This is a genomic window from Mesorhizobium sp. M0317 (genome assembly GCF_040321555.1).
Lineage (GTDB): Bacteria > Pseudomonadota > Alphaproteobacteria > Rhizobiales > Rhizobiaceae > Mesorhizobium.
In genome coordinates, this window is sequence record NZ_JAMYRV010000002.1 from 34032 (window position 1) to 51778 (window position 17747).

General features: G+C 63.9%; 14 protein-coding genes. 7 read left to right on the forward strand and 7 right to left on the reverse strand.

Annotation, left to right across the window (positions count from 1 at the left end; all coding sequences use genetic code 11):
* Positions 1-6 precede the first annotated feature (6 nt).
* From NKI88_RS02505 to NKI88_RS02515, 3 genes are all read right to left on the reverse strand, one after another.
* A complete protein-coding gene (locus NKI88_RS02505; protein ID WP_010909964.1) occupies positions 7-288 on the reverse strand; it encodes an acyl carrier protein in 282 nt (93 codons plus the stop codon).
* A gap of 209 nt (positions 289-497) precedes the next feature.
* On the reverse strand, positions 498-1046 hold the full coding sequence (locus tag NKI88_RS02510; RefSeq protein WP_023670442.1) for a histidine phosphatase family protein: 549 nt from the start codon (positions 1044-1046) through the stop codon (positions 498-500).
* A gap of 98 nt (positions 1047-1144) precedes the next feature.
* Positions 1145-4159 carry a caspase family protein gene (locus NKI88_RS02515; protein WP_352653666.1) on the reverse strand — a complete coding sequence of 1005 codons (3015 nt, stop codon included), beginning with the start codon at positions 4157-4159 and terminating at the stop codon, positions 1145-1147.
* 144 nt (positions 4160-4303) lie between these two features.
* Here NKI88_RS02515 and NKI88_RS02520 point away from each other — a divergent pair, with 144 nt between their 5' ends.
* From NKI88_RS02520 to NKI88_RS02530, 3 genes are all read left to right on the forward strand, one after another.
* The gene (locus tag NKI88_RS02520) at positions 4304-5254 is read left to right on the forward strand and encodes an AEC family transporter (protein ID WP_023681741.1); all 951 of its coding nucleotides are present in this window, start codon (positions 4304-4306) and stop codon (positions 5252-5254) included.
* Between the two features lie 251 nt (positions 5255-5505).
* Positions 5506-6972, forward strand: coding sequence for an NAD-dependent succinate-semialdehyde dehydrogenase (locus NKI88_RS02525; RefSeq protein ID WP_352653667.1), 1467 nt, complete (start codon positions 5506-5508; stop codon positions 6970-6972).
* A 185-nt stretch (positions 6973-7157) separates the two neighbouring features.
* The gene (locus NKI88_RS02530) at positions 7158-8183 is read left to right on the forward strand and encodes an aldose epimerase family protein (protein ID WP_352653834.1); all 1026 of its coding nucleotides are present in this window, start codon (positions 7158-7160) and stop codon (positions 8181-8183) included.
* A 4-nt stretch (positions 8184-8187) separates the two neighbouring features.
* Here NKI88_RS02530 and NKI88_RS02535 read toward each other — a convergent pair whose 3' ends face one another.
* Positions 8188-9108 (reverse strand): sugar kinase, encoded by a 921-nt coding sequence (locus tag NKI88_RS02535; protein ID WP_352653668.1) that lies wholly within the window; start codon positions 9106-9108, stop codon positions 8188-8190.
* Between NKI88_RS02535 and NKI88_RS02540 the strand changes: the two genes are divergently transcribed.
* Complete coding sequence (locus tag NKI88_RS02540; RefSeq protein ID WP_352653669.1) at positions 9071-9706, forward strand: FixH family protein; 636 nt, start codon at positions 9071-9073, stop codon at positions 9704-9706. The genes NKI88_RS02535 and NKI88_RS02540 overlap by 38 nt on opposite strands.
* A gap of 4 nt (positions 9707-9710) precedes the next feature.
* Complete coding sequence (locus NKI88_RS02545; protein WP_352653670.1) at positions 9711-10910, forward strand: cytochrome-c peroxidase; 1200 nt, start codon at positions 9711-9713, stop codon at positions 10908-10910.
* 1 nt (position 10911) lies between these two features.
* On the opposite strand, the gene NKI88_RS02550 is transcribed toward NKI88_RS02545, so the two are convergent.
* Positions 10912-11364, reverse strand: coding sequence for an Lrp/AsnC family transcriptional regulator (locus NKI88_RS02550; protein WP_023681737.1), 453 nt, complete (start codon positions 11362-11364; stop codon positions 10912-10914).
* Positions 11365-11528: 164 nt separating this feature from the next.
* Between NKI88_RS02550 and putA the strand changes: the two genes are divergently transcribed.
* Both putA and NKI88_RS02560 read left to right on the forward strand, forming a co-directional pair.
* A complete protein-coding gene (gene putA / locus NKI88_RS02555) occupies positions 11529-15137 on the forward strand; it encodes a bifunctional proline dehydrogenase/L-glutamate gamma-semialdehyde dehydrogenase PutA (RefSeq protein WP_352653671.1) in 3609 nt (1202 codons plus the stop codon).
* A gap of 86 nt (positions 15138-15223) precedes the next feature.
* Positions 15224-16288, forward strand: coding sequence for a glycosyltransferase (locus tag NKI88_RS02560; protein ID WP_352653672.1), 1065 nt, complete (start codon positions 15224-15226; stop codon positions 16286-16288).
* Positions 16289-16333: 45 nt separating this feature from the next.
* On the opposite strand, the gene hmuQ is transcribed toward NKI88_RS02560, so the two are convergent.
* Both hmuQ and NKI88_RS02570 read right to left on the reverse strand, forming a co-directional pair.
* Complete coding sequence (gene hmuQ / locus NKI88_RS02565) at positions 16334-16648, reverse strand: heme-degrading protein HmuQ (protein WP_023681734.1); 315 nt, start codon at positions 16646-16648, stop codon at positions 16334-16336.
* Positions 16649-16703: 55 nt separating this feature from the next.
* Positions 16704-17573: an energy transducer TonB family protein gene (locus NKI88_RS02570; protein WP_352653673.1), complete on the reverse strand. Its 870-nt coding sequence runs from the start codon at positions 17571-17573 to the stop codon at positions 16704-16706.
* Positions 17574-17747: the final 174 nt, after the last annotated feature.

The window sequence follows — 17747 nt, forward strand, 5'->3', positions numbered from 1 at the left end:
CCGATATCAGGCGGTCTTGGCGGCGACCAGCGCGTCGATCTTGGCGCACAGGTTCTTCATGACGAAGTAATCGTCGGTCGAAGCCTTGCCGTCATTGACTTCCTGGGTCCACTTTTCCAGCGGCACCTTGATGCCGAATTCCTTGTCGATGGCAAAGACGATATCGAGGAAATCGAGACTGTCGATGCCGAGATCGTCGATCGTGTGGCTCTCGGGAGTGATGGTGTCGATATCGATCTCGCTGGTGTCGGCAATGATCTTGGCGACTTTGTCGAACGTGGTGGACAAGGGCTCTTCCTTCGGTTGCGGGCGGAATCTGTCCGCATCTGGTTTGGGCGCTGTCTAATCGGTTTTTCCCGGCAGGAAAAGGCCTGATGCGCGGGGCGCAGATGGTATGGCCTTCCCATAAAGACAAGAAGGGCTGCCCGACAAGCCGGCGGCCCTTCCAGTTGACGTTACGTCAGATCAGTTTTTAGGGAGCTTGACCACTGGCTTTCTCAGAACGTGACGCGGCCGAGCACGCGCAAGCCATCGCCCTGCGGCTCGACCACCACCGCTTCGCCCTCGCGCGGCGAGACGCCGGTCAGCGCGACGATGTTTTCGAGATGCGTGACCATGACCAGATTGTCGGAACCGGTGTAGGCGCGGATTTCCTTCATCACCGCGTCGAGCTGCGCGGCCTTCTCGGTCGGATCGCTCCTCAGGAGGTCGAGCGGCGCAAAAAGCTCCGGCTCCGCTTCGAAGGCGATGCGGGCAGTGTCGAGGCAGCGGCAATATCGGCTGGACAGCACCCGCTCGATGGGGGCGGCGCGGGCGCCGAACAGCGCGCCGATCTTGCTCGCCTGCTGCTTGCCGCGCGCCGATAGATTGACCTGGGTGGCACAGTTGTCGATGACGAAATTGGCGGGGTCGGTGGTGCCGGTGACCAGTGCGTGGCGAAGCAGCACGACATGGCCGCCGTCACGCAGCAGCGCCCAGCCGGCGTCGGTCGCGTGGGCGACGGCGGGAACAGCAAGCAGGAACAGCGACAGCACAAATCGAATCATCGAAACCTTTCCGGGAGCCGGATGCCGCTCCGGTCATTCTGATATAGGGATCGGAAAGCCGGCACAAAGACAAGCGAAAGGCGAACCCTCGGTTCGCTTCACATTTTCGCCATTTGCTTCTTCGCCAGCTCGATCTTCTGATCGGTGAGCGGGATAGGGATCGTGTAGCCGGCTTCGGTGAAGCCCTGCTTGGCGTTCTCGAAGAATTCGATCGCCTTGAGATATTCCGGCTTGCCCGCGCCATAGCTGGCGCGGTTCCAGTGGACGTCGCCGATATTGTTCTGCTCGAAGGCCCACTGCAGCGGCTGACTTTCGCGCGTAAACACCTTCAGCGCCGCCGTGAACGCCGCTTCGGCGTCGTTGAGATATTTGTCGGTCCGCTGGAGATTGCCGAGGTTGAGCAGGCTCATACCGATGCCATTTTGAGCGTTGGCCCAGTCGACCGGCGCGGCCTCGATGGTGAGTATTTCGAGCGCTGCCCGCCGCGCCGCAATCGAATCCTGCAGGGTCTTGGCATCGCCATTGCTCATGCTCAACCAGTGCAGCGTCGAGCCCAGGCCGGCCTGGGCCATTGCCCATTGCCGCGGGTTCGTCTCGCGCTTGTACTCGCGCAACGCATTGCCGTAGGCGTCGACCGCCTCGCTGTAATGCTCGGGCTTGTCGGTGACGCCGCCGAGAAGCTGCAGCGTGTTGCCGAGATTGTAGTAGCTCATCGCCCAGTCCTGCGGGAACTTCCGCCTGACATAGACCTGCCGTGCCGCCTGGAAGGCTGCCGCCGACTGTTCCAGCTTGGCCGCATCACGGGTGCGCTGACCAAGGGTCTGATAGATCGATCCAAGATTGTTCTGGGCTGACGCCCAGTCCATCGGGAAGCGCTTGCGGGTAAACACCGTCAGAGCGTCGTTGTAGGCAGCTGCAGCTTCTTCCAGCGTAGCCGTGCCCATATCGAAGCGGGCGATACCGCTCAGCGCATTGCCCAGGTTGAGGCGGCTGGTCGCCCAGGACACCGGGAAGGTTTCGCGGGTTCGCACTTCCAGCGCGGCGCGGAAAGCGTTGGCCGCCTCATTGATCTTGGCCTTATCGTTGAGCTGGATGCCAAAGGTGACCAGCGTGTTGCCGAGATTGTTCTCGATCATCGCCCATTCTACCGGCGTTTTTTCGCGCGTGTATTCCTCAAGCGCCAGCCGGTAGGCGGCTTCGGCCTGCTTAAGATGCTCGCCGGTGGGTTCGCGTTCGGAGAGCGCATAGAGGGCGAGGCCAAGATTGTTCTGCGAAGAGGCCCAGTCCAAAGGCAGCTTGTCGCGCGGGCGCTTCTCAAGGGTGGCGCGCGTCGCCGCCACCGCTTCATTGAGACGCTTCGGGTCGCTCTCGCGTTCGCCGATCTTCAGAAGCACATTGGCCAGGTTGTTCTGCGCAGCGGCCCAGTTGCGATCATCTTTCTCGCGCTCGAAAACGGCAAGCGAACCGCGGAAGATCTGCGCTGCCTCTTCCAGATGCGCGGTCTCGGTTTCGCGTTCGCCGATGGTTTGCAGCACGACCGCCATGTTGTTGCGAGTGATTGCCCAATCGCGGTTCTGTTCGCCATTGGGAATGAAGTTCAAGATGACATGATAGGCCTCGATGGACTGTTGTAGTGCATCGAGGTCGCCGGTGGCGTAGCCATAAGCGTTCAGCGCCTCGGCCTCCTGGTTCTTGTAGTTCCAGCGCAGCTTTTCGTCCCACTTCTCGACCAGCGAATACGCCTTGGCATAGTCGTTGGCGGCGGATTTGTAGTCGAAGACCAGCGCGGCGGCGTCGGCGCGTTTGGCATAGATGGCGGCGTCGGCGATGCGCTTTTGCCGGAGCAGGTCCTCGGCCTCGTCCACCGCACCGCTGTTTTCCTCGATCCGGCCGACCGCGTCGTCGAGGAATTTGCGCGCCGTCACCATGGCGCCCTGGCCTATGGCCTTGTCGGCGGATGCGACCAGGCGACTGATCTCGGGATCGTCGGTGCGTAATGCGGCGCGCTCGGCCATCATCTTCTTCAGACGCTCAGCCTGGCTGTCCAGCACCTTCTGCAGGTCGTTGGGATCCTCAGGGATCTTTTCCGTGCCGAGCGCCTTGAGCACGCCGTAGAGCGCGTCAAGGGGCACGCCGTCCTGGAGAGAAGCCAACTCGACCTGAGCCCGTTTGGGATCGGGCAGGTCGGAAATGGTCAGCAGCAATTGCCGCCGCTCACCGGTGATCAGCCCGTCGTCGCCGGTCTGTTCCGGCGGCGCGACGCCGAAATAGAGCAGGCGACGCAGGCTCTCGCTGACCCAGGGGCGCTGCTTTGCCTTGGTGTCGAGATAGACTTCCTCGGTGACCATGCGCATGACCGAGCCGAACTCGGTGCCTTTCATCGCCGTGAGGTGGCGCAGCAGGGCGGATGCATAAGGGCTGTTTTCGCCCGCGGCGCCATCGAGCGCCGGACGACCCGGCTCGGCGGCGAAGCCGACCACGGTTCCCAGGCTGGCATCATCCACTGAGGCACTGGCAAGCGCCTTGGCGCCGCGCACCGGTTCCAGCCCGCCGGCGCCGACAGGCTCGGCGGAAGCCGTCGGCCCGCGTCGCACGACCGCGTCCGGCGGAAACGGGTTGGTGCGGCAGGCGTCAAGCAGCACGATCGTCACCGGCACGGTCCTTTTCAGCTCGTCCATGACGGCTGAAATCGGCACCAGCGCCTCACCGGCATTTTTCAGCGACGAGACGTCGGCGTCGACCGGCACCAGATAGTTCTCGCCGCCCGCCTCGATGCCGTGGCCGGAATAATAGATGAAGGCGACGTCGGCGCCTTCGGCGTCCTCGACAAACCGATCGAGATCGCGCTTCAGCTTGGCGGCATCGCGATCGGTGACGTTGCGGGCGTCGAAGCCGAGGTCGGTCAGCATCTTGGCCATGTCGCGGGCGTCGTTGGCCGGGTTGGCAAGGGCTGCGATGTGTTCGTATTTCGACTGGCCGATGATCAGCGCCACGCCCTTGAGACTTTTGGTCTCCGCAACCGCAAGCACCGTCGCGGCAAGGCAAAACAGCCCGGCGACGAAAGCCGTCAGCCACGCCTGTCTGAAATGACGCTGTTTCGGCGTCGCAACCATTCGCTGTGTGTCCGCCCTGATGATCCCAAGCCTGTATAGCGCTGCCACCCGACCATGATCAAATTCAGGCGCCGAGCGGATCGAGGATCAGTTTCTGAAGATCATGCGATTGCGCTGGAATCCGGGCTCGCCTATCCCTGAAAAATGTCTCCGCTCACCGAAACCGTTCTTTTCGTCTTCAGCCTCGTCGCGCTCGGCTATGTCACCGGGCTCACCGGCTATCTGAAACCGGCCAGCGGGGACGGCATCTCCGAATTCGCCATCAACGTCGCGATGCCGCTGCTGCTGTTTCGGACGATGGTGAATTCGGATTTCCACGGCGTGGCGCCCTGGTCGCTGTGGGGTGCTTATTTCGCGGCGGTTGCAATGACATGGGCCGCCGGCCATCTGGTGACGACACGGATCTTTGGGCGGGACGCGCGCACCGGCATCGTCGGTGGAGTGTCGTCATCCTTCTCGAATGTGGTGTTGCTGGGCATTCCCTTCGTTCTCGGCGTATTCGGGTCCAGCGGATTCGAAGTGCTGTCGCTGCTCGTTTCCGTGCATCTGCCGACCATGATGATGGCTTCGATCATCATGTTCGAGATATTTGGCCGCGGCGGCAGCGAGCCCGTACACCCGCTGCGCATCATCCAGAGCTTTCTGAGAAGACTGTTCACCAATCCGTTGATCATCGGCATCCTGGCCGGGCTGGCATGGCGCCTCACCGGCGCGCCGCTGCCGAACCTTGCCATGCGACTGGCCGATGCGCTGGCTAACACCGCCGGGCCGGTGGCGCTGTTCGCCATGGGGCTCAGCCTGCGCCGTTTCGGCATTTCCGGTAACATCCGACCGGCGCTGGCGCTGTCGACGCTGAAACTGTTCCTGATGCCGGCGCTGGTGCTCGGCCTGGTCTGGCTGTTTGGCCTGCCGCCCTTGACGGCCAAAGTGGCGGTCGTGGTGGCGGCGCTGCCGTCCGGCATCAATTCCTATCTCATCGCCGTGCAGTTCAACACCGGCCAGGCGCTGGCGTCGAACCAGATGACCATCGCCACGGCAAGCGCGGTTGTTACAACCGCCTTTTGGCTGACGGTGGTGGTGCATGTCTTTGGGTAGGCTTGGTCTTCTGTAAGGCTGGTCTTTGGCAAGGCTGGTCTTTGGCAAGGCTGCGGCCCAAACTAATTTACATGTGAATTTTCTCTGGCGTTGGGCTGGCCCAAAGCCTATATGCCATCTTGCAATTGCTTGCCGGGCTTGCCCTAGGTAAAGAGCAGTGGCTTCAGCGTGTCGGCTCCGCCGCCATTGTGCACGCTCGTTCAAGAGATCCAGGAAACCGGCCCGTCAGTGCGCCGAACGGAGGCTAGACCATGCTGCAGAAAACCAGCCATTTCATGCGCCAGGCCAATCTCATCAATGGCGAATGGGTGCAGGCCGACAGCGGCCAAACGGTCGACGTCAACAACCCGGCCACCGGTCTCAAGATCGGCACCGTGCCGAAGTCGGGCAAGGCGGAAACCCGCCGCGCCATCGAAGCCGCAAGCGAAGCCTTCAAGACCTGGCGCAAGACGACCGCGCTGGAGCGCTCGAAGCTGTTGCGCAAGCTGCATGACGCGATGATGGATAATCAGGATGTGCTGGCCGAACTGCTCACCATCGAGCAGGGCAAGTCGCTCGCCGAATCCAAGGGCGAGATCGGTTCGGCTGCCGCCTACATCATGTGGTTTGCCGAGGAAGGCCGCCGCACCTATGGCGATGTCGTGCCATCGCCATGGGGCGATCGCCGCATCCTGGTGACCAAGGAGCCGGTCGGCGTCATTGCCGCCATCACGCCGTGGAATTTCCCCTCCTCGATGCTTGCCCGCAAGCTTGGCCCCGCGCTTGCCGCCGGCTGCACCGCCGTGGTCAAGCCGGCCTCGCAGACGCCGTATTCCGGCCTTGCATGGGGCGCGCTCGCCGAGGAAGTCGGCTTCCCAAAGGGCGTCATCAACATCCTGACGGGTGCTGCCGGCGAAATCGGCGACGAGATCTGCGCCAATCCGCTGGTGTCGAAGATCACCTTCACCGGCTCGACCGAGATCGGCAAGCTGCTGATCCAGAAGTCGTCCGTCACCGTCAAGAAGGTCTCGATGGAACTCGGCGGCAATGCGCCGTTTCTGGTCTTCGACGATGCCGACCTGGATCGCGCCGTCGCCGGCGCCATCACCGCCAAATACCGCAATTCAGGCCAGACCTGCGTCTGCACCAACCGCTTCCTGGTGCAGGCCGGCATCTACGACAAGTTTGTCGAGAGGCTGGCCGCTGCCAGCAATGCGCTGAAAGTTGGCTCGGGCCTGGAAGAGGGCGTGCAGCAGGGACCGCTGATCGACGTGAAGGCGGTCGAGAAGGTCGAGGAATTCATCGCCGACGCCACGTCGAAGGGTGGCAAGGTCGTTGCCGGCGGCAAGCGCCACGCGCTTGGCGGCTCATTCTTCCAGCCGACCGTCATCGCCGATGCGAAGCCTGACATGCGCTTCATGAAGGAAGAGATTTTTGGCCCGATCGCCCCGGTGTTCAAGTTCGAGACCGAAGAGGAAGCCATTGCGCTTGCCAACGACACCGAGTTCGGCCTGGCCGCCTATTTCTACACCGGCGATCTCGGCCGCGCCTTCCGGGTCATGGAAGGCCTGAAATACGGCATGGTCGGCGTCAATGAAGGCCTGATCACCACGCCGGAAGCGCCGTTCGGCGGCGTCAAGGAATCGGGCCTCGGCAAGGAAGGCGGACATCAGGGCATCGAGGACTATCTCGACACCAAATATGTCTGCATCGGGGGTCTCGGCCTCTTAAATCATTGACGGGCACGGCAGGCCGCGGGCCGGCCCTTGCCAGACGACATTCAGCCGGACTGGAGCGGTTCAGCGTTTCACGGAAACGCCGAACCGCTCCAGTTCTTTGTTTTTTGCAATTCCGGACGGAAAACCGTTTCACACTTTTCCTGGAATTGCTCTAAGTCGATAGATCGACGAATTAGCATTTGGACATAGCGATGAAGGACGGCGAAGTCTTCGGCACGACGCAGGCAGGCGAACCCGTTCGCCGTTTCACCATCCGGGGCGGCGGCGTCAGCGCCAACATCATCGGGCTCGGCGCAATCATCCAGGATCTGCGGCTCGCCGGTCACGACGCGCCGCTGGTGCTGGGCTACGACCGCTTCGAACCTTACGAGACCGACCGGGCCTTCTTCGGCGCGGTCGTCGGCCGCTATGCCAACCGCATCCGCGACGGCCGCTTCACCATTGCCGGCCAGCGCTACCAGACTGAGCGCAATTTCCTCGGCAAGCACACGCTGCATGGCGGCTCGGAGGGCTTCTTCCACCGGCCGTGGACGGTTTCGCTGCACGGCCGGGATTTTGTCACGCTGACCCTGCACGATCCCGAGGGCACGATGGGCTTTCCCGGCGCGCTCGACGTCACCTGCACCTACCGGCTGAAGATCCCCGGCACGCTCTCGATGGAACTGACCGCCACTTGCGAGGAGCCGACGCTGTGCAATCTGGCGCAGCATTCCTATTTCAATCTCGACGATGGCGGCGCCGGCGACATTCTCGACCACCGGCTGATGCTGAACGCCGGCGCCTATACGCCTGTCGATGGCGAAATGATCCCGACCGGCGTGGTCAAACCTGTCGACGGCACGCCCTTCGACTTCCGCCAGGCGCGGCCGCTGCGCATGGAAACGGAAGGCGAGCAGCTTCCCTACGACGTCAATTTCTGCCTGGCGTCAGCCCGGGGCCCACTTCACCAGGTGGCGTGGGCGCAAGGCGCCAATTCAGGCGTCGAGATGGAAGTCTGGACCACAGAGCCCGGCCTGCAGCTTTACACCGGCCAGTATGTCGCGCCGACCTCGGGCGGCCTGGACGGACGGCGCTACGAGGCGTTTTCCGGCTTTTGCCTGGAAGCGCAGACCTGGCCCGACGCGCCGAACCGGCCCTATTTCCCACAGGCCACGCTGTGGCCGGGCCAGATCTATCATCAGGTGACGGAATATCGTTTCAGGCTTCCCTAAGGTATTAGCCCTCGAAAGCGGTTCTTAGAACCTCGAAGGGCGCCAGCGCGCCTCGCACCTGGACGACAGCGGCGGCGACGCGATGCGCGCGCTGCACGGCATCCGCCGGGGCATGGCCGGCAAGCCGGGCGGCGAGATAGCCGCCATTGAAGGAATCGCCGGCGCCGGTGGTGTCGACCGGGGTGGCGACATGCTGGGCGGGAACCAGCCGCAGGGCTCCGCCAGCGGCGATCAGCGCTGGTTCCTCGCCATTCTTGACGACGACTTCGCCGACCAGTTTTCCAAACCGTTCGGCGGTCCCTTGCGGTGCCGAGTCGCCAAACAGCATCTGCTCGTCGGGAAAGGTCGGCAGCGCGATGTCGGCGACGGCAAGCGCGTCGAGGATCGCGGCTTGCGCCTCCTCGCGGCTCTGCCACAGGCGCGGCCGGTAGTTGGGGTCGAAGGCGACGAGCGAACCGGCAGCCCGCGCCTTGGCCACTTCTGCCAGCAACGTCTTGCGCGCGGCGGCATCCAGAATTGCCAAAGTGATTCCGGAAAAATACACAAGCGCCTGGTTTTCAAGGCTTTTTGCCAAGGCGGCCGGGTCCGAGGCAAGCCGCCTAGCCGCCGCGTCGCTGCGCCAATAGGTGAAGGCGCGTTCGGCGCCGGTCAAGGTGATGGCGTAGAGGCCGGGCCGCGCGCCTGGGATGACCGGGCTGGCGCCGATGTCGATGCCGTTTTCGGCGAAGAACGAAATCTGGCCCTGCGAGAAGGGATCGTCGCCGAAGGCCGAGACATAGGTCGCCGGCCGCTCGCCGCTCAGCGCATGCAGCGCCCACAGCGTGTTGAACGTGTCGCCGGCAAAGCCCATGCGCCAGTTCGGCCCGGCCTGGCCGGACAGTTCGAGCATGCATTCACCGATCGAAGCGACGCCGTCTGCTGCCATGTATCTGTCTCCGGATCAGTTCGCTGCTGTAGCTTTTTGCGGCCGGCAGCGCCATGCTTGGCGGCGGCGGTTTTTTGCGCCAGAAGCCTTTTCCCACAGAAGCGGCGGGAAGCGAATTGCTTCCCGAGACGTTATGCCCAGAAGAGGAACCGGTTTGGCATCGATATGGCGTTATCTTCTTGCGGGCGTTGGTCTGGCCGCCTTGCTGGCTGGCATATTGGTGATCGTCTATCTGACCGCGCCGCAGTCGGCGCCGGGCCCGGATATTTCGCGCTCGAAGAAGACGGCGAACGGCTTGTTTGTCGCCAGCATTCAGCCGGAACGCGGCGTTATCCGGCAAGGCGAACTGCAATCCTGGTTGCTGACCCTGAAGACGGTCAAGGGCGATTCCGTGGAAGGTGCGGCGATCTCGGTGTCCGGCGGCATGCCGCAGCACAATCACGGCTTGCCGACCAGTCCGCAGGCGACCGATTATCTTGGCGAGGGGCGCTACAGGATCGAGGGGCTGAAATTCACCATGAGCGGCGTGTGGCAGTTGCGCTTCGCCATTTCGGCGGCGGCCGGTTCCGACACGGTCGTCTTCAACGTGGTGCTGTGAGCGGATGAACGGCCTGTTGCGCCTTCTGGCATTGGCGGCGGTCGTGCTCGTTGCCGGCTGCGGCAAACCGGATTTTTCCGATGCCGAGAAGAAGACCATCGCCTCGCTGGCGCTGAACACCTTGCCGGCGCTCAAACCCGACACCACCAACCGCTTCGCCGACGTGCCAGCCGCCGCCGCCCTAGGCTCCACTCTGTTCTTCGACCAGGGCATGAGCCGTGACGGTAACGTATCCTGCTCGACCTGCCACAAGATCGACCGGCAGTTCCAGGATGACCTGCCGCAATCCGTCGGCGTCGGCCGAACCAACAGGCGCTCGATGCCGCTGGCCGGCATTGCCCGCAATCCGTGGTTCTTCTGGGATGGGCGGCGCGACAGCCTGTGGGCGCAGGCGCTGACGCCGCTGGAAAATCCGCTCGAGCAGGCGGGAAACCGCGCCGCCTTCGCCCATTACATCCAGAAGCGCTTTGGTGCGCGCTACGAGCGCATCTTCGGGCCACTGCCGGATCTTTCCGCCGTGCCGGCCAACGCCAGCCCGCTCGGCAATGAGGCCGAGCAGGCGGCATGGAAGGCAATGACCGCGGCCCAAATGGACGACGTCAACCGCGTCTTTTCCAACATCGGCAAGGCGATCGCCGCCTTCGAACGGTCGGTCGAACCGGCACAGACGCGCTTTGACCGCTTTGCCATCGATCTTGCGTCAGGCGCCAAGCCGAAAGCCGACGATGCCTTTTCGCAGGAGGAGATGCTCGGGCTGAAACTGTTCATCGGCAAGGCCAATTGCGTCACCTGCCATAACGGCCCGCGCTTCACCGACAACGCTTTCCACAACACCGGCGTGCGGCCGGTCAGGGATTTGCCATTGGATCGCGGCCGTTTCGATGCGGTGGCCCAGGTTCAGGCCGACCCATTCAACTGCTTCGGCGCCTTCCGCGATGGCGACGCCGGCGCCTGCGGAGAACTGCGCTTCATCGTCAAGGCAGCACCCGAACTGATGCTCGCCTACAAGACGCCGTCGCTGCGGGGCGCGGCGACACGGCCGCCCTATATGCATGCCGGACAGTTCTCCACGCTGGAGGAGGTGGTGGCGCACTACGCGAAGGCGGAGGCGGCCGTTGAAGGCACCTCCGAAGTGCACCCGTTGCAACTGTCGGACCGCGAACGCGCGGCGCTGGTGGCGTTTTTGAAGACGCTGTCGGAGTGAGCTAGCGATCCTTCACCGTCTCCATGGCCACGAAGGTCGAGGTCTGCGCAACATGCGGCAGTGCCGAGATGCGCTCGCCGAGCACGCGGCGATAGGCGGCGATGTCGGTGGTACGGACTTTCAGGAGATAATCGAAGCTCGACGCCATCATGTGGCACTGCTCGATCTCCGGCACGGCCTGCACCGCACGGTTGAAAGCATCGAGCGCGGCCGAGCGCGTGTCCGACAGTTTGACCTGGACGAAGGCGACATGGCCTTCGCCCATGCGCTCGCGATCGATGATCGCCTGATAGCCCCTGATATAGCCGTCCTTCTCCAGGCGCTTCACCCGCGCCTGCACCGGCGTCTTCGACAGGCCGACCTTGCCGGCCAGTTCCGACATGGACAGCCGCCCGTCGCGCGCCAGCGCCGACAGGATGTTTCTGTCGATGCGGTCCAATTGGTCTTCTGTCACGGATATCACAGCCCATCTGATAACAATTGAGCCGCAATGATAGATCATCCGGCATGCCATGTCGATTTCTTTGGACCGGCCGAAAATGCGGCTCTGTGCTAGCTTGCGCCATTCGGTCCGGCGACCGCCGGCCCGCTCCCAGATGCTTGCTCCGCAGGACCGCCATGCCGCTCGACACCATCCGCCAGCAGATCCGCGCCAACTACCTGCCCGACGAAGACGCGGCTGTGAAGCGCTTGGCTGCCGCGACAGAACTTTCGGCCGATGACCGCAAAGCCGTCTCGGCCCGTGCCGCGGATCTGGTGCGCGCGGTGCGCGGCTCGTCCGACCCGCGGCTGATGGAGGTTTTTCTCTCGGCCTACGGCCTCTCCACCAAGGAAGGCGTGGCGCTGATGTGCCTGGCCGAGGCACTGCTGCGCGTGCCTGACACCGAGACCATGGACGACCTGATCGCCGACAAGATCGCACCGCATGACTGGTCGGCGCATTCAGGCGGTTCGAGCTCGATCTTCGTCAACGCCTCGACCTGGGCGCTGATGCTGACCGGCCGTGTGCTCGACGAAGGCGAGGGCGGCATTGAAGGCACGCTGCGCTCGATGGTTCGCCGGCTGGGCGAACCGGTGATCCGCAAGGCGGTCGCCGCCGCCATGCGCGAAATGGGCGAGCAGTTCGTGCTCGGCCGCACCATTGCGGAAGCCGTCAAGCGCGGCAAGTCGATGATCCAGAAAGGTTATCTCTATTCCTTCGACATGCTGGGCGAGGCGGCCCGCACCGAGGCCGACGCGCTGCGCTACCTCAAGGCCTATGCCGATGCGATCTCCTCGCTCGATTCAGGCTCCAACGGTCCCGATATCCGCCAGAACCACGGCATCTCGGTCAAACTGTCGGCGCTGCATCCGCGCTACGAAGAGGCACAGAAGGAAAAGATGCTGCCGGTGATGGCGGAGCGGCTGCTGTCGCTGGCGCTGGCCGCACGCCATTCGCGCATGGGCCTCAACATCGACGCCGAGGAGGCCGACCGGCTCGACCTGTCGCTCGACGTCATCGAGCGTGTGTTGTCCGAGCCGGAGCTTGCCGGCTGGAATGGCTTTGGCGTCGTCGTCCAGGCCTACGGCCCGCGCGCGGCCTTCACCATCGACTGGCTCTATGCGCTGGCGGAAAAGTACGACCGCAACATCATGGTGCGGCTGGTCAAGGGCGCCTATTGGGACACCGAGATCAAGCGGGCACAGACGCTCGGGCTTTCCGGCTACCCCGTCTTCACCCGCAAGGCCAACACCGATGTTTCCTACATGGCCTGCGCCAGGAAGTTGCTGTCGATGACCGACCGCATCTATCCGCAATTCGCCACGCACAATGCCCATACCGTCGCCGCCATCCTGTCGATGGCTGACAACCGTGACGCTTTCGAATTCCAGCGCCTGCACGGCATGGGCGAAGCGCTGCATGAGACGGTGCGCCGGGCCGAAGGCACGCGCTGCCGCATCTATGCGCCGGTCGGCGCGCACTCCGACCTCTTGGCCTATCTGGTTCGCCGCCTGCTGGAGAATGGCGCCAACTCCTCCTTCGTCCATCAGCTCACCGACGAGGACGTCGAGCCGGAGGATATTGCGCGCGATCCGCTCGAAACGGTCGAGAGCCAGGGCCCCGCCGCCAATCCGGCAATCGCTCGTCCTGCGACGATCTTCGGCGCTGGTCGGCGGAACTCGAAGGGGTTCGACATCACCGATCCGGTGACGCTGGCGGCGATCGACAAGGCCAAGGCGGCCTTTGCCGGGCCCGAGCGCTGGCATGCCAAGCCGATGACGCGCGCCGCCGGCTACGGCAAGCAGCGCCCGGTGGTCAATCCGGCAAAGCCTGCCGAGATCGTCGGCACGGTCGCCGAAGCCGCTGCCAAGCAGGTCGCGACCGCGGTGCGCTTTGCTGTGGAAGCGCAGCCGGCCTGGGCGAAGCGTCCCGTTGCCGAGCGCGCCGCCATCCTCAACCGCGCCGCCGACCTCTATGAGGCCAATGCGGTCGAGTTTTTCGCGCTCGCCACCAGGGAAGCCGGCAAGTCGCTGGCCGACGGCGTGGCCGAAGTGCGCGAAGCTGTCGACTTCTTGCGCTACTACGCTGCCGAGGCGGCCAACAACGAAGCGGGCACCGAGGCGCGCGGCGCGATCGTGTGCATTTCGCCGTGGAATTTCCCGCTCGCCATCTTCACCGGCCAGATCGCGGCAGCGCTCGTCACCGGCAATTCGGTCATCGCCAAGCCGGCCGAACAGACGCCGCTGATCGCCTTCCGCGCAGTCGAGCTGCTGCGCGAGGCCGGCGTGCCGGAAGATGTGATCCAGCTTCTGCCGGGCGACGGCCCGTCGGTCGGCGGACCGCTGACTGCGGATCCGCGCATTGCCGGCGTCTGCTTCACCGGCTCGACCGAGGTTGCAAAGCTGATCGAGAAGCAACTGGCCGAGACGGCCGCGCCGGACGCCATGCTGATCGCCGAGACCGGCGGCCTCAATGCCATGATCGTCGATTCCACAGCACTGCCCGAACAGGCGGTACGCGACATCCTGGCGTCCGCCTTCCAGAGTGCGGGTCAGCGCTGTTCGGCGCTGCGCGTGCTTTACGTGCAGAAGGATGTCGAGAAGAAGATGCTGGAGATGCTGAAGGGCGCCATGGAAGCGCTCACCATCGGCGATCCCTGGCAGATTTCGACCGATGTTGGGCCGGTCATCGATGACGAGGCGCAGAACTCGATCCGCGAGTATTGCACCAAAATGGGGCTGCAGGGCCGGCTGATCGCCAAGCTCGAAGCACCCAAAGATGGCCGCTTCGTTGCGCCGCATGTGTTCCGGGTCAAAGGCATCGAGGAGATGGAGCGCGAAGTGTTCGGTCCGGTGCTGCATGTCGCCAGCTTCGACGCCGACGGGATCGACGCCGTCATCGCCGCCATCAACCGCAAAGGCTATGGCCTGACCTTCGGCCTGCACACCCGCATCGAAGGCCGCGTCCAGCATTTCGTCGACGGCATCCATGCCGGCAACATCTATGTCAACCGCAACCAGATCGGCGCCGTCGTCGGCTCGCAGCCCTTTGGCGGCGAGGGGCTTTCGGGCACCGGGCCGAAGGCCGGCGGGCCGCATTATCTCCGGCGGTTCCGCAAGGGGCCGGAGGCGGGCACGGAGATTGCCGAGGGCCACAAGGTGACGGCGACCGAACTGGCCGACAATCTGCCCGATCCGACGCTTGGCGGCTGGTCGACGCGGCCGGACCGCATCGCCATCTTGAGAAAGCATCTGCGCGGCAAGGGCGCTGCAGCGATCGGCGCTGCAGCCGCCATCGATTTCGGCCAGGTCGACCTGCCCGGACCGACCGGCGAGGCCAACACGCTGTCGCTGTCGCCGCGTGGCCGGGTGCTGTGCCTCGGTCCGGACGCCGACACGCTGCTTGCCCAGACGATCCAGGCGCTGGCCGCCGGCAATGCGGTGCTGGCCGTGGCGCCGAGCGCGCCGGCGGCACTGTCGGCGCTGACCGGCAAGGGGTTGCCGCTGGCGGCCATAGACGGTCGGCCAGACCCAGTCGAAGCGCGTTCGCTGCGCGTCGATGTCGTCGCCTTCTCGGGCAGGCCCGAGGCGGCGCGGATCGTGCGCAAGGTCATTGCCGACCGCAGCGGGCCGATCGTGCCGCTGGTCAGCGAGGTGCTCAACCCGGCGGCCTATGCGCATGAACGCGCTGTCTGCGTCGACACCACGGCCGCCGGCGGCAATGCCAGCCTGCTCGCGGCGGCCTAGGGGGCTTTTCGCGGCTCGCTTGCCTGCAACGAGTTGCAAGGATATGCGCAAGGGACAGACAGCAACTCGAGCGGGCAGCTGAACAGATGGAAGACACGGCCGGACCGTTTGAGCTGCCGCGCGTGGCGGTGGTCATCACCTGCTTCAACTATCGGCCGTACGTCGAACAGGCGATCCGCTCGGTGCTTGCGCAGACCTACCGGAATTGGGAATGCGTCATCGTCGACGATGCCTCGACGGACGGCTCGGCCGACCATGTCCGACAGCTTCTAAGGGATATAGACGATCCGCGCCTGCGCCTGCTGGCGCGCGAGGAGAATGGCGGGCAGATCGCAGGATTCCGCGACGGCTTTGCCGCAACCGACGCGCCTTTCGTCGCGTTTCTGGATTCCGATGACGTGTGGCTGCCGGATTTTCTCCTCGCGCATCTGTCCGCCCACCTCAACACGACGCATTCGGCCGCTCTGTCGAGTTCCGATGTGTTCCTTGTCGATGGCGGCGGCACCTTGCTGGGCGGCACCTTCCTTGCCTTGCGCAAACCGCGGTCCGGACCGGATCGCAGTGGCGTCGCCATCGCGCCCGGTGGCCGGCTTGCCGGCATGGCGCCCGGGATCGCCTATGCATCGGAGCATCCGGTAACCTATTTCGCACCTGCGGTGACGGGCTGGCTGTGGTCGCCATGCTCGGCGATCATGTACCGGCGTGGCGCGCTGGAACCGGTATTGTCCTTCCCGTTCAAGGCCAAGGTCGGGACGGATTATCTGACGGCGACACTCGCGCACCAGGCCGGCGGCAGCCTCATCCTGTCAGAAGGTCTCGGCCTCTATCGCCTGCATGGCTCCAACCTGTCCACCGGAACTGCCTTTGCCGGCGGCAATGTGCGGCAAACGCCTGCATACAGGAGCTACAGGAGCGTGTTGGCGGCGGATGCCGCAGACTATTTGCTGGCGAATTCTGCCTGGCTCAGCGATCTCAACGGGCGCAATTTCATAGCTGCATTCCTGACGCAGCATGTGCGCCAGTTCCCGGAGTTGGCCGGTGATCCGCGGTTGGCGCGCTACCTGACACGCGGACAGCCCTGGCGGCGGCTGCGCGTGCACATTGCCCAGCGGCTTCGGCGACTGGGCGGCCGGAATTCAACCGGAACATGACGGCATCTGCCCGTCGTCAGATTTCGTCGACGGGTGAAATCTCAATCAGGCCCCTTCGACGACCGAAAAGCCTTCGAACTGCGGATGGCCGAGATAATGCACCTTCGAGGTGCCGGTGTTGCGGTGGGCGGCGCGAAAATTCTCGGATTTGGTCCAGGCGACGAAATCCTCATGGCTTGCCCACACCGTGTGCGAGGCAAACAGCGTGTAACCCTCGGCCTCGTTGACCGGGCCGCGCAGCAAGTGGAATTCCCTGAAGCCTTTCATCTCCGAGAGGCTCGAATCGCGGTTCTTCCAGACATCCTCGAAGGCGGTCTCCGAGCCATTCTGGACCTTGAAGCGGTTCATGGCGATGTACATTGGGCTTCCTCTTGAATTGGTGGACGACGACATTTGGCGAAGGTCTGCGAGCTGGTTAAAACGGACCGATCCGCGCCCTGAACACCCAACTTGATAATCCGGTCTCGGGTGGAATGGGCGGGAACGGGGCTTGCTGGCGCACCAGTTTCAAAGCGAATTGGTCTAGCTCGGCAGACCCTGAACTTTCGACAAGCTGCAAGTCGCTGACGCTGCCGTCGGCCATGACGACGAAATAGACCCTGGCATTGTTGCGAGCCTTGGCTTGAACCGCCTTCGAAACGTGGCGGTTGGCGCGGACAAGCTTGTTCTGAACTTCAACGCTGTAGCCGGATTCCATCGAATTGCCCGCCGCGCCCTGTTTTCCGCCTTTGCTGGCAACCGCCGTTGCCTCGCGCTCCTCGCCATCTGCCGTGCCGCCAGTCTCTCCCGGTATTGGTGCGCCTGATATTGATGTACTTGGCCTCGGGCTTGGGACTGGTGGCCTCGCGTTAGGCAATTCAACGGCAGGCTCATTGGCGGGAGACGCCTCCGAACTCTGCGTTTGAACCGGTGACGGTGCAGGCGTCTCACCCTCCGGGGCGACACTTTGATCATCCGGGATGGCAGCCGTCGGTGCATCCGGAGCGACGACTACCTGCTTGGCAGCTTCCGGCGCAGATTTGGGCGCCGCCGGCTCCTCTACGGCTTGAGGCGCCTCGGTTTGCGGCGTGGGTTGGACGGGGTTGGCCGGCTGAGGATCGGTTACCAGGGTAACATCCACTGCGTCGGGTACCGGGTTTTGCAAAGCGGTGCCGAGGACGTCTGCGCCTGATCGATCGGCGCCTTCGGCCTGTATTGCCTTTCCGGTATCGAATGTCCCGGCGGGTGCGACCATGAACGCCGCTGCGGCAGCGGCATGGAGCAGGCAGGACGCGACGATCGCCACAGTCCATTTGCGGTCCGCGGCCGCCGGCTGTACGAGCTCGTCCATTGTTATCGCCGGTTCGTTGCCGGCGTCGGGGAGGGGGGTGATGTCCTGCATGGTTCGCGGCGAGACCTGCCGCGAGCGCGGCGGGATTGTCAAATCAAGATCGGTTGCCGGCCATAACGGCGGAGCTGC

Bases quoted from the DNA above. Each gene is read 5' to 3' on its own strand.
- NKI88_RS02510 (WP_023670442.1), bottom strand. From the start codon at position 1,046: ATGATTCGATTTGTGCTGTCGCTGTTCCTGCTTGCTGTTCCCGCCGTC.
- NKI88_RS02515 (WP_352653666.1), bottom strand. From the start codon at position 4,159: ATGGTTGCGACGCCGAAACAGCGTCATTTCAGACAGGCGTGGCTGACG.
- NKI88_RS02520 (WP_023681741.1), top strand. From the start codon at position 4,304: ATGTCTCCGCTCACCGAAACCGTTCTTTTCGTCTTCAGCCTCGTCGCG.
- NKI88_RS02525 (WP_352653667.1), top strand. From the start codon at position 5,506: ATGCTGCAGAAAACCAGCCATTTCATGCGCCAGGCCAATCTCATCAAT.
- NKI88_RS02540 (WP_352653669.1), top strand. From the start codon at position 9,071: ATGCATTCACCGATCGAAGCGACGCCGTCTGCTGCCATGTATCTGTCT.
- NKI88_RS02535 (WP_352653668.1), bottom strand. From the start codon at position 9,108: ATGGCAGCAGACGGCGTCGCTTCGATCGGTGAATGCATGCTCGAACTG.
- NKI88_RS02545 (WP_352653670.1), top strand. From the start codon at position 9,711: ATGAACGGCCTGTTGCGCCTTCTGGCATTGGCGGCGGTCGTGCTCGTT.
- putA (WP_352653671.1), top strand. From the start codon at position 11,529: ATGCCGCTCGACACCATCCGCCAGCAGATCCGCGCCAACTACCTGCCC.
- NKI88_RS02560 (WP_352653672.1), top strand. From the start codon at position 15,224: ATGGAAGACACGGCCGGACCGTTTGAGCTGCCGCGCGTGGCGGTGGTC.
- hmuQ (WP_023681734.1), bottom strand. From the start codon at position 16,648: ATGTACATCGCCATGAACCGCTTCAAGGTCCAGAATGGCTCGGAGACC.